General features: G+C 68.0%; 11 protein-coding genes and 1 tRNA gene. 6 read left to right on the top strand and 6 right to left on the bottom strand.

The window, feature by feature from the left end; translation table 11 throughout:
- Positions 1–76: 76 nt before the first annotated feature.
- Positions 77–1,327 carry a PTS transporter subunit EIIC gene (locus ABZ855_RS23285; RefSeq protein ID WP_360809686.1) on the bottom strand — a complete coding sequence of 417 codons (1,251 nt, stop codon included), beginning with the start codon at positions 1,325–1,327 and terminating at the stop codon, positions 77–79.
- Between the two features lie 203 nt (positions 1,328–1,530).
- Between ABZ855_RS23285 and ABZ855_RS23280 the strand changes: the two genes are divergently transcribed.
- The 4 genes from ABZ855_RS23280 (at position 1,531) to rdgB (ending at position 3,859) form a co-directional block, all read left to right on the top strand.
- Positions 1,531–1,764 carry a PTS glucose/sucrose transporter subunit IIB gene (locus ABZ855_RS23280; protein WP_360809684.1) on the top strand — a complete coding sequence of 78 codons (234 nt, stop codon included), beginning with the start codon at positions 1,531–1,533 and terminating at the stop codon, positions 1,762–1,764.
- A 91-nt stretch (positions 1,765–1,855) separates the two neighbouring features.
- Positions 1,856–2,593, top strand: coding sequence for a ribonuclease PH (gene rph, locus ABZ855_RS23275; protein ID WP_360809682.1), 738 nt, complete (start codon positions 1,856–1,858; stop codon positions 2,591–2,593).
- A gap of 167 nt (positions 2,594–2,760) precedes the next feature.
- Positions 2,761–3,192 (top strand): hypothetical protein, encoded by a 432-nt coding sequence (locus ABZ855_RS23270; protein WP_360809680.1) that lies wholly within the window; start codon positions 2,761–2,763, stop codon positions 3,190–3,192.
- Positions 3,193–3,256: 64 nt separating this feature from the next.
- Positions 3,257–3,859 (top strand): RdgB/HAM1 family non-canonical purine NTP pyrophosphatase, encoded by a 603-nt coding sequence (rdgB, locus tag ABZ855_RS23265; RefSeq protein ID WP_360809678.1) that lies wholly within the window; start codon positions 3,257–3,259, stop codon positions 3,857–3,859.
- Between the two features lie 49 nt (positions 3,860–3,908).
- Here the strand turns inward: rdgB and ABZ855_RS23260 are convergent.
- The 4 genes from ABZ855_RS23260 to bcp all read right to left on the bottom strand — a co-directional run bounded on the left by ABZ855_RS23260 (position 3,909) and on the right by bcp (position 5,958).
- Positions 3,909–3,981 (bottom strand) — tRNA-Leu (locus ABZ855_RS23260).
- Positions 3,982–4,033: 52 nt separating this feature from the next.
- A complete protein-coding gene (locus ABZ855_RS23255) occupies positions 4,034–4,702 on the bottom strand; it encodes an HNH endonuclease (protein ID WP_360809676.1) in 669 nt (222 codons plus the stop codon).
- A complete protein-coding gene (locus ABZ855_RS23250) occupies positions 4,699–5,352 on the bottom strand; it encodes an HNH endonuclease signature motif containing protein (protein WP_360809674.1) in 654 nt (217 codons plus the stop codon). Before ABZ855_RS23250 ends, ABZ855_RS23255 begins: the two co-directional genes overlap by 4 nt.
- Before the next feature lie 138 nt (positions 5,353–5,490).
- Positions 5,491–5,958, bottom strand: coding sequence for a thioredoxin-dependent thiol peroxidase (gene bcp, locus ABZ855_RS23245; RefSeq protein ID WP_360809672.1), 468 nt, complete (start codon positions 5,956–5,958; stop codon positions 5,491–5,493).
- A 143-nt stretch (positions 5,959–6,101) separates the two neighbouring features.
- On the opposite strand from bcp, the gene ABZ855_RS23240 reads away from it, so the two are divergent.
- Both ABZ855_RS23240 and ABZ855_RS23235 read left to right on the top strand, forming a co-directional pair.
- Positions 6,102–6,434, top strand: coding sequence for a DUF3618 domain-containing protein (locus ABZ855_RS23240; protein WP_360809670.1), 333 nt, complete (start codon positions 6,102–6,104; stop codon positions 6,432–6,434).
- A gap of 21 nt (positions 6,435–6,455) precedes the next feature.
- Entirely contained in the window at positions 6,456–6,812 is a 357-nt protein-coding gene (locus tag ABZ855_RS23235; protein WP_319206838.1) for a co-chaperone GroES, read from the top strand.
- A 56-nt stretch (positions 6,813–6,868) separates the two neighbouring features.
- Here the strand turns inward: ABZ855_RS23235 and ABZ855_RS23230 are convergent, their stop codons facing one another.
- Positions 6,869–10,249 (bottom strand): transglycosylase domain-containing protein, encoded by a 3,381-nt coding sequence (locus tag ABZ855_RS23230; RefSeq protein ID WP_360809668.1) that lies wholly within the window; start codon positions 10,247–10,249, stop codon positions 6,869–6,871.
- Positions 10,250–10,460 lie beyond the last annotated feature (211 nt).

Here is a 10,460-nt window from a genome sequence, read left to right as displayed (position 1 = left end):
GGCCCTTTTACGACGTCGGCTTTCGAGACCGGTTGTGGTCTCGAAAGCCGACGTCTTCGTGTGTACGACCGGGGACTCACGCCTTGGTGAGATCCTCGACCTCCTCCTCGGGCTCGCGGCCCGGGGTGGGGAGGTTCCATTTGGTGATGGCGAAGCGGAAGACGGTGTAGTAGATCGCCGCGAACACCAGACCGATCGGGATGATCATCCAGGGCTTGGTGGCCAGGTTCCAGTTGAGGAAGTAGTCGATCGCGCCGGCCGAGAAGCTGAAGCCGTGGTGCACGCCCAGAGCCCAGGTGACGGCCATGGACAGGGCGGTCAGCACCGCGTGGATGGCGTACAGCGCCGGCGCGATGAACATGAACGAGAACTCGATCGGCTCGGTGATGCCGGTGACGAACGAGGTCAGCGCGAGGGAGAGCATCATGCCGCCGACGGCCTTGCGGCGCTCGGGGCGTGCGGTGTGCGTGATGGCCAGGGCGGCGGCCGGCAGCGCGAACATCATGATGGGGAAGAAGCCGGTCATGAACTGGCCGGCGGTCGGGTCGCCGTGGAAGAACCTCGGCAGGTCACCGTGCCAGACGGCACCGGCGGGGTCCTTGAACGAGCCGATCTCCTGCCAGGCCACCGTGTTGACGAACTGGTGCATGCCCACGGGGAGCAGCGCGCGGTTGACGGCGCCGAAGATGCCCGCGCCCACCGAGCCGAGACCGGTCATCCACTCGCCGAAGTTGGTGATGACGTCGCCGATGGGCTCCCACACCAGACCGAAGACGACGCCGACACCGGTGCCTATGAAGGCCATGAGGATCGGGACGAGTCGGCGGCCGTTGAAGAAGCCCAGCCAGTCGGGGAGCTTGGTGCGGTGGAAGCGCTGCCAGGTGACCGCGGCGATCAGGCCCATGATGATGCCGCCGAAGACCTTGGGGTCGTTGTAGGTGGCCGCTACGTCCGCACCCTTGGTGATCTTCGCGTCGGAGATGGGGAACGCGGTCAGGACGTTCTTGTAGACGAGGAAGCCCACCAGCGCGGCGAGGGCGGTAGAACCGTCGGCCTTCTTGGCGAAGCCGATGGCGATGCCGACGCAGAACAGCAGCGGCAGGTTGGAGAAGACGGCGTCACCGGCGGTCGCGAACACCTTGGCGACCTTGTCCCAGCCCAGACCGTCCTTGCCGAAAACGTCGTCCTGACCGAGGCGGAGCAGGATGCCCGCCGCCGGAAGTACGGCGATCGGCAACTGCAGGCTGCGGCCGACCTTCTGCAGGCCCTGGAACAGGCCGGATCCCCTCTTCTTCGCGGGGACCGCCGCGGCGGTGGCGGTGCTCATACTTCCTCCAACGGGGGACGTGGTCTACACCAGTCAGTGGTGTAGACCATGTTGTAGCACGGTGAAGGCCGCATAAGGAACCCGCGATTTCACAACAGATGCAGACTGGTGTAGACCAGTCGGCGAACAGTGCGCAGACCGCTCGCGAACATCCGCCAACTGTGGGTTACTGCGACAAAGTGGCTCGGACCAGGGAGTAGGACATGTCCACCAAGGCAGAGAAGATCGTCGCCGGGCTCGGCGGCCTCGACAACATCGAAGAGGTCGAAGGCTGCATCACCCGCCTGCGCTGCGAGGTCGTCGACCCCGCACTGGTCGACGACGCGGCCCTCAAGGCCGCCGGCGCCCATGGCGTCGTCAAGATGGGCTCCGCGATCCAGGTCGTCATCGGCACCGACGCCGACCCCATCGCCGCGGACATCGAGGACATGATGTGAACGCCCTTGCGTAGTACGGGCGTTCACCCCTGAGGGGCCCTCTCCCACCACGGGAAGGGCCCCTTCCGCCGTTACGGCTAGGCTCGTCGCCATGTCACGTATCGACGGCCGCACCCCCGAACAGCTCCGCCCCGTCACCATCGAACGCGGGTGGAGCAAGCACGCCGAGGGCTCCGTCCTCGTCTCCTTCGGCGACACGAAGGTCTTCTGCACAGCCTCCGTCACCGAAGGCGTCCCGCGCTGGCGCAAGGGCAGCGGCGAGGGCTGGGTCACCGCCGAGTACTCGATGCTCCCGCGCGCCACCAACACCCGCGGCGACCGCGAATCCGTCCGCGGCAAGATCGGCGGCCGTACGCACGAGATCAGCCGCCTCATCGGCCGCTCCCTGCGCGCGGTCATCGACTACAAGGCGCTCGGCGAGAACACGATCGTCCTCGACTGCGACGTCCTCCAGGCCGACGGCGGCACCCGCACGGCCGCCATCACCGGCGCGTACGTCGCCCTCGCCGACGCCATCACCTGGGCGCAGGGCAAGAAGCTGATCCGCAACAACCGCCAGCCCCTCACCGGCACGGTGAGCGCGGTGTCGGTCGGCATCGTGGGCGGCGTACCGCTCCTGGACCTCTGCTACGAGGAGGACGTCCGCGCCGAGACCGACATGAACGTCGTCTGCACCGGCGACGGCCGCTTCGTCGAGGTCCAGGGCACCGCCGAGGCCGAACCGTTCGCCCGCGACGAGCTGAACGCCCTCCTCGACCTGGCGGTGGCCGGCTGCACCGACCTGGCCGCACTCCAGCGCAAGGCACTGGACGCGACCCTGGAAAGGTAAAGGAAACGCCAAATAAGGTGGCGGCCACAGCAACCGCACGACGGCTCCACCGCGTCTCCAGGAATACCCAGAAGCATGGGCGTACGGCGATGCCGACGCACCGCCGTACGCCCGACCAGCCAGTACGTCACGCAGTGAGCAGTCAGTCAACGGAGGGAATCCGAACCATGCCCGTCAGTCGCCGACTCCGCAACGCCGCCCGAGGCCTCGGACGGGGGCGCCGTGTGACAGCCGTCGCCGCAACCGTCGCGGCCGTCGCGCTGACCGCCGGGCTCACCACCGGATGCGACGCCGTCAACAAGGCCCTGGACTGCGTCCAGACCGCCGACGCCATCGCCACCAGCGTCTCCAATCTCCAGCAGGCGGTCCAGAACGCGGCGAACGACCCGACCCAGGCCGACGAGGCCCTGGCGTCGATCGACAAGAGCCTCAACGATCTCGGCAACAACACCGACAACACCGACATCAACAAGGCGGTCAACGACCTCAACAAGGCCGTGGACAACGTCCGTACGGCCATCAAGAACGGCGACGCGAGCCCCGACGTCACCGGCGTCACGGACGCGGCCGGCGAACTGACGAAGGTGTGCACGTCGTAGACGAAGGTCCGCACGTCGTAAACAGGTCGCGGACGAGCCCGGGGCGGCCGGGATACTGGACGCCATGACACGCCTGATCCTCGCCACCCGCAACGCCGGAAAGATCACCGAGCTGAGGCAGATCCTCGCCGACGCGGCCCTCCCCATGGACCTGGTCGGCGCGGACGCCTACCCCGACATCCCCGACGTCAAGGAAACGGGCGTCACCTTCGCGGAGAACGCCCTGCTCAAGGCCCACGCCCTGGCCCGGGCGACGGGCCTCCCGGCGGTGGCCGACGACTCGGGCCTGTGCGTGGACGTCCTGAACGGCGCCCCGGGCATCTTCTCGGCCCGCTGGTCGGGCAAACACGGAGACGACCGAGCCAACCTGGACCTGCTCCTGGCCCAGCTCTCGGACATCGCGGACGAACACCGGGGCGCCCACTTCGCATGCGCGGCGGCCCTGGCCCTCCCGGACGGCACGGAGAGGGTGGTGGAGGGCCGCCTGAGGGGAGTACTCCGCCACACCCCGGAGGGCACGGGCGGCTTCGGCTACGACCCGATCCTCCAGCCGGAGGGCGAGACCCGAACATGCGCACAGTTGACGGCAGCCGAGAAGAACGCGATCAGCCATCGGGGGCAGGCGTTCAGGGGGCTGGTGCCGGTGGTGCGGGAGTTGTTGGGCTGACTTACAGGGCCCGGCACCTACGAATCGAAGGTGCCGGGCCCCTTTTCTGTGCGCCCGGTCGGATTCGAACCGACAGACACGACCACCTAAAGATCGCCGCTCAGCCCTTGGCGTACGGGCGCCAGATCCGCAGAGTACTTTACTGGGCTGAGACGCCTGACGGTGTGGACATTTTTAGTCGGCAACCGATCGTTGGCCGCCTCGGCACCATGTGTTGGTGACCGCATGACAGTTGGGGCACAGCAATCGCAGATTTTCCCGCCTGTCGTCGCACCAGTCCCCGTTGATGTGATCGACTTCCAGGGTCATGGGCTTGTCGAGCCACTCAGGCCCGACCCCGCACTCGGCGCACTCCTCCGGTACGCCGACTTCGCGGAGCGCGCGCCGAAGCAGGTGGGTCCGAGTGCGGTGCTTGCCGTCGTGCAGGACCAAGATGTTCTCGGCAGGCTTGACGGGGGTCGTCCCCGCCTTTCCGCGCTGATGCGCCTGCCCCAGAAAGTGGGAGATGTCCAGGCCGTCGCCCGTCACCCACTGAGAAAACAGCCCGCGTGTTGAGGTGTCGTAGGGGCTCAGGCCCAGTGCGCGCAAAGCGCCGGCGATCGATGTCGCTCCCTCGACCGCCTGTCGCAACTCGTCGGTTGTAGGCCTTTGGTGCGCTGTGGTTCGGCCTTGACGCGGCATGTGGGAGACATCGATCGCGAAATGGTCGAAGCGCCGAAAGAGGTAGTGGCGTAGATGGCCGTAGGGTCGTGTGCCGAAGAAGGCAATGACCTCGTCGATGTCGGAACAGTGCGAGGCGGCGTCGGCCAACCTCTCGCGGGTGTACTGCACGCCGCTGTTCATGCTGCGTCACCCCTCGCGCGCATCTTGCCCCGGCCGCGGTAAGAGTCCGTCGTCGAGTGGCAGTTGGGACACAGGAGCCGCAGGTTCCCGATCCGGTTGTCGCGCCAGTTGCCATCCACGTGATCCACCTCGAGGGGGAGTGGCCGGCCACGCCAGACCGCCCCCGTACCGCAGAGTGCGCACCGCTCCGACACTCCCCCCACAGCCGTCATCGCCCACTTGAGGCGGTCGCTGGGGATGCGCCGAGCTTGGTCCCTGGGCTGCTCGATGAGCAGGCCCTCCGGAGTGCGGGGGTGCCGGACTCTGCCGCGCTGCGTCGGCATCTGAAAGTGCGAGATGTCGATGGCGTACGCCTTGATTCTCCGGCTGATGTGCGTGTGATGCCCTCCGACAACCTCCAGCCCGAGACGGCGCAGCACCTCGCACATGTTCGTCGAGGCCGAGACGGCCTCCTGGAGAATCTCCCTGGTCCACTTCACGTCCTGCTCGAAGTGTGAAACGTCCACTCCCAGCTTCTTCATCCGGTCACGGACATAGCGACGTGTCGAACTCTTTGGATCGACCCCCAACCTCACTAATGTCTCCGACAACGTCCGTGCCCCCCGAGCCGCCTCCTCCAGCCTCTCCTTGGTGTACGCACTGGCCGCCATGAGTCCCCCTCCGTTCCGGCCGCGCGTTCGCAGCCCGTACGGAGTAACGAACAGCTCATCGGACAGTCACGCCCGAAACGTGGAGCGGCCCGCACCGGGTCGTCCCAGTACGAGCCGCTCTCCCCGCGGAAATGGGTCTCAGACACCCAGGTCCTTGATGATCTTTGCTACGTGGCCCGTCGCCCGGACGTTGTACAGGGCCCGTTCGATCTTGCCCTCCTCGTCCACCACGAACGTGGAGCGGATGACGCCCATGTACGTCTTGCCGTAGTTCATCTTCTCGCCGAAGGCCGCGTACGCCTCCAGGACCGTCTTGTCCGTGTCGCCGAGCAGGGTGACCTTCAGGTTCTCCTTCTCGCGGAACTTCGCGAGCTTCTCCGGCTTGTCGGGGGAGATGCCGATCACGTCGTAGCCCGCGCCGGCCAGCAGTTCCAGGTTGTCCGTGAAGTCGCAGGCCTGCTTGGTGCAGCCGGGGGTCAGGGCGGCCGGGTAGAAGTAGACGATGACCTTGCGGCCCTTGTGGTCGGCCAGCGACACCTCGTTGCCGTCGGCGTCGGGCAGGGTGAAGGCCGGGGCCACATCACCGGGCTGGAGTCGCTCGCTCATCGGTCAGGTCTCCTCGTACGTCCTCGTCCTGAAAGGTGCCGCTCCGAGCCTAACCGGGGGTGCTGACAGTGCGCTCCGAGGTGGAACTGACAGACTGTCCGGAGCAGTGCATCAACGCATCAGCAGACTTCGGAGGGCGTACGGTGGCGGACACCTCGGACAGCAGCAGAACTCCGGCGCAGATCGAGGCGGACATCAGGCGTCGTCGCGAGACCCTGGCCGAGACGCTCGACGAGATCGGGGTGCGGGTGCACCCGAAGACGATCGTCGGCGATGCCAAGGCCAAGGTCGCTTCCAACATCGATCACACCCTTGGGCGTGCCTACGTCGGTGTGAACCGTGTTGTCGGCGACGTCAAGGGCCAGTTCGTCGACGAGGAGGGCGCGCCCAGGATCGAGCGGATCGTGCCTGTCGCCCTGGTGGTCGTGGGGCTGGTCGGGCTGCTCGCTCTGGGTACCCGGCGGCGCAAGGGCTGAAGAGGCAGGTAGGTTCGGAGGGTGAGCGCCAAAAGCAATGAGAAGAGCATCCATCACGACAAGCTGCCCATCCGGATGCTGCACGACCGGGTGCTCGTGCGGCAGGACGCCACCGAGGGTGAGCGGCGTTCGGGTGGCGGCATCCTGATTCCGGCCACCGCGGCCGTCGGGCGCCGGCTGGCGTGGGCCGAGGTCGTCGCGGTCGGGCAGAACGTTCGTACGGTGGAGCCGGGGGATCGGGTTCTGTACGACCCGGAGGACCTCGCCGAGGTCGAGGTGCGCGGGGTCGCCTATGTGCTGATGCGCGAGCGCGATCTGCATGCCGTCGCGGCCGACCGCTTCGAGGGGTCCGAGGACTCGACCGGCCTGTATCTCTGACCCACATTTCCAGGAGGGGCTGGTGACCATGGTCACCAGCCCCTCTGTCGTCTGCGTCAGTTCCTTCTCGGGGTCAGCACGCCGCCGTTCGTCACCCCTGGCGTCGCTCCTCCCGCGTCGCCGCCCGGGTCCGTCCCGCCGCCGGCGTCGGTGTTTCCGCCGCCGGCGTCGGCAGCGCCGCCGTTGTCCGTCCCGGTGCCGCCCGGGTCGGTGGCGCCGCCGGTGTCCGCCGTACCGCCGTTGTTGGCCGTGCCGCCGGTGGCGGGCGCGCCGCCTGTCGTCGGGCCGCCGGTGGTGGCCGTGCCGCCGTCCGTCGTCGTGGCGCCGGTCGTCGTGCCCCCCGTGGTCGGTGTCGAGCTGGGGGTTTGCGAGGGACCGCCGGTGGTGCCGTTGGTGGTGGCGCCGCCGTTGTCCTGGCCGGCGTCCATGCCGGGGTCGGGCTGCGGGTTGACGGGCGGGAGGGGCTGTTCGTCGGCGCCCTCCTGGAGCTGGAGGTCGAAGTCCTTCACCTTCTTGCCCTTCAGGGCCGACTTGGTGAACTGGGCCCAGATCTCGGCGGGCGCGCCGCCGCCGTTGACGCGGGGGAGGCCCATCGCGCCGTACAGCGACTTGTGCTTGCCGGTCTCGGGGTCCTGGCCCATGACGGCGACGACCGTCGCGAGGTCGGGGGTGTAGCCGGCGAACCAGGCCGCCGTGTCCTCCTCGGCCGTGCCGGTCTTACCGGCCACCGGGCGGTCGGCGTCCTGGGCGGCGGTTGCCGTGCCCTCCTCGACCACGCTCTGCAGGACGGCCGTGGTCGTGTCGGCGGCCTCGCGCGACACCACCTGCTTCGTCTTCTGCTTGGGGAGCTTCACCGTCCCCTCCGTGCCGTCCTTGGTGATCTTCTCGATGATCGTGTACGTGCCGTGCCTGCCGTGGTTCGCGAGCGTGGCGTACGCCTCGGTCATGTCGAGGACGCTGGCCGTCGACGTGCCGAGGGCGATGGACGGGTACGGGTTGAGGTCGGGCGTGTCGGACGGGAGACCGAGGTCGATCGCCGTCTGCTTGACCTTCGCGGGGCCGACGTCCACGGCCATCTGCGCGTACACCGAGTTGACGGACTTGTTGGTGGCCGTACGTACGGTGATCTGGCCGTACGAGCCCTGGTCCTCGTTCTCGGGGTTGTACTCCGGGCCGCTCCAGCCTTCCACGGGGCGTTTGTTGGTGCCGTCGTAGTAGGTGTTCGGGGTGATCGTCCGGCCGTCCTGGGTCACCGAGCCGTTCTCGACGGCGGAGGTGAACACGAACGGCTTGAAGGTGGAGCCGTCCTGGTAGTCGCGGCGGGTCGCGTTGTTGACGTACTGCTTGGTGTAGTCGATGCCGCCGTACATCGCGACGACCTTGCCGGTGGCGGGGTCGATGGCGACGCCGCCCGCGCGGACGTAGTTGTCGACCTTGTTGTTCTTCTTGTCGAGCTTCTTCATCACCTTGTCGTTGACGGCCTTCACGAAGGCGTCCTGCTTGGGCTTCTGCAGGGTGGTGGTGATGCGGTAGCCGCCGGCCTGGAGTTCGCTCTCGGTGAGGATCTTGTTGTCGAAGAGGTAGTCGTTGACGGCCTTGACGAGGTAGCCGCGCTGGCCGGACATGCCGGTCGAGACGATCGACTGCTTCGGCTCGGGGAAGGTGATGGAGTTCCGCTCGGACTGTGTCAGCCAGCCCTTCTTGACCATGCCGTCGAGGACGTACGCCCAGCGGGCGAGTGCGGCGGGCCTGTTCTCGGGGTGGGCGATCACGTCGTACTCGCTCGGCGCGTTCAGCAGTGCGGCGAGGTAGGCGCCCTGGCCCGCGGTCAGGTCGATGGCGTCGACGCCGTAGTAGGCCTGGGCGGCGGCCTGGAGACCGTAGGAGTTGCGGCCGGCGTAGCTGGTGTTGAGGTAGCCCTCGAGGATCTCGTCCTTGGTCTTGACCCGGTCCAGCTTGATCGAGATGAAGAACTCCTTCACCTTTCGGGTGACGGTCTGCTCCTGTGCGAGGTAGTAGTTCTTCACGTACTGCTGGGTGATCGTCGACCCGGACTGCTTGCCCTTGCCGGTCACCGTGTTCCAGCCGGCGCGGATCATGGCCTTGGGGTCGACCGCGGACTCGGTGTAGAAGTCGCGGTCCTCGGCGGCCAGTACGGCGTGCTGGGCGGCCTTGGAGATCTGCGACAGGGGCACGTTCTCGCGGTTGACCTCGCCGTCGCGGGCGAGCTGGCTGCCGTCGGCGTAGAGGTAGACGTTGCTCTGCTTGGTGGCCGCGGCGTTCGCCGCCGGGATGTGCACCATGTAGTAGCCGAGCGCGAACAGGCCGATGACCAGCAGCACCCCGAGCACGAACGTGCCGAGCACGAACCGCCAGGTAGGCACCAGCCGCCGCCACCCGGTACGCCGAGGCCGCTTGCCCTTGCCCTTGCCCTTAGGGGCACCCGCAGCAGCCTGCGCGGCGCCCTGCCCCGGCTGCCCCTTCTCACCCGTCTGGCCCAGCTGAGCCGCCCCAACGACCCCACCCGTCTGGCCCTGCTGGCCCGCCCCAACCGCCCCGGCCACCCCAGCCGTCTGGACCGTCTGGCCCTGCTGGGCCGTCCGAGCCGCATGGGCAGCCTGCACCTGCTGGGCCAACCGAGCCTGCTTGGCCGCGCGAGCCTCCTTGGCGGTGAGGGCCTGCGCGGCCGCGTCAGCCTGCTGTGGCACCTGGGCCTGCGAGGCGGCTTGCGCCTGCGCGGCGGCTTGCGCCTGCTTGGCCGTCTGGGTGTGCGCGGGTCCCTGGGCCTGCTGCGGCACCTGGGCCTGCTTGGTCGTCTGGGCCTGCGAGGCGGCCTGGGCCTGCGAGGCGGCCTGTGCCTGCTTGGCCGTGTGGGCGTGCGCGGCGGCCTGGGCCTCCTGCGGCGCCTGGGCCTGCGCGGCTTCCTGCACTTGCTGGGCCATTCGAGCCTGCTTGGCCGCCCGTGCCTCCTTGGCGGTGAGGGCCTGCGCGGCTGCGTCAGTCTGCTGTGGCACCTGTGCCTGCGAGGCGGCCTGTGCCTGCGCGGCGGGCTGGGCCTCCTGCGGCGCCTGGGCCTGCGCGGCTGACTCAGCCTGCTGTGGCACCTGGGCCTGCGCGGTGGCCTGGGCCTGCTTGGCCGGCAGGGTCTGCGCGGTCGCCCGTGCCTGCGCGGTCGGCTGGGACTGCTTGGTTGGCTGGGTCTCTGCGGTTGCCTCAGCCTGCTTTGTCGGCTTGGCCTGCTGCTGCGGGCGGGCCTGCTCCGGCTTTCCGGTCTCCGTCACCTCGGGTTCTACGTCCGGTTCCGAGGCCGGTGTTGCGTCCGATTCCATGACCGGTTCCACATCGCGATCCACGTCGGATTCAACGTCGATCCGCACGTCGGGTTCTGCGGGTGCCCGGTCCTTCGTCGGTTGCTGCGGCTCTGGCTGGTCGCTCATGTGGTGCACGGACTCCTGTTTCGCGTCGTACGTTCCCGTACGACCTCTCACGCGTTCAAACCTCTACAACGCCCCCTCTTGAAGACTGTCGCACCGCCCGTTCAGTTCCCTGACCTCTGCATCCAACCCGTCCTGCCGAAAACGCGTAGCGAGCGGGCAGGCCCGCCCACTAGGCTCCTGCGCTTCGGTCCGCAAACGAAAGGCTGGTGTC

Source organism: Streptomyces sp. NPDC047042 (assembly GCF_040644035.1).
Classification (GTDB): Bacteria; Actinomycetota; Actinomycetes; order Streptomycetales; family Streptomycetaceae; genus Streptomyces.
The sequence above is the reverse complement of the archived record's forward strand: the minus strand, read 5'-3'. Positions and strand labels throughout refer to the sequence as shown.

Excerpts from the sequence above, each read along its gene's own strand:
- ABZ855_RS23285 (WP_360809686.1), bottom strand. The coding sequence starts at position 1,327 with ATGAGCACCGCCACCGCCGCGGCGGTCCCCGCGAAGAAGAGGGGATCC.
- ABZ855_RS23280 (WP_360809684.1), top strand. The coding sequence starts at position 1,531 with ATGTCCACCAAGGCAGAGAAGATCGTCGCCGGGCTCGGCGGCCTCGAC.
- rph (WP_360809682.1), top strand. The coding sequence starts at position 1,856 with ATGTCACGTATCGACGGCCGCACCCCCGAACAGCTCCGCCCCGTCACC.
- ABZ855_RS23270 (WP_360809680.1), top strand. The coding sequence starts at position 2,761 with ATGCCCGTCAGTCGCCGACTCCGCAACGCCGCCCGAGGCCTCGGACGG.
- rdgB (WP_360809678.1), top strand. The coding sequence starts at position 3,257 with ATGACACGCCTGATCCTCGCCACCCGCAACGCCGGAAAGATCACCGAG.
- ABZ855_RS23255 (WP_360809676.1), bottom strand. The coding sequence starts at position 4,702 with ATGAACAGCGGCGTGCAGTACACCCGCGAGAGGTTGGCCGACGCCGCC.
- ABZ855_RS23250 (WP_360809674.1), bottom strand. The coding sequence starts at position 5,352 with ATGGCGGCCAGTGCGTACACCAAGGAGAGGCTGGAGGAGGCGGCTCGG.
- bcp (WP_360809672.1), bottom strand. The coding sequence starts at position 5,958 with ATGAGCGAGCGACTCCAGCCCGGTGATGTGGCCCCGGCCTTCACCCTG.
- ABZ855_RS23230 (WP_360809668.1), bottom strand. The coding sequence starts at position 10,249 with ATGAGCGACCAGCCAGAGCCGCAGCAACCGACGAAGGACCGGGCACCC.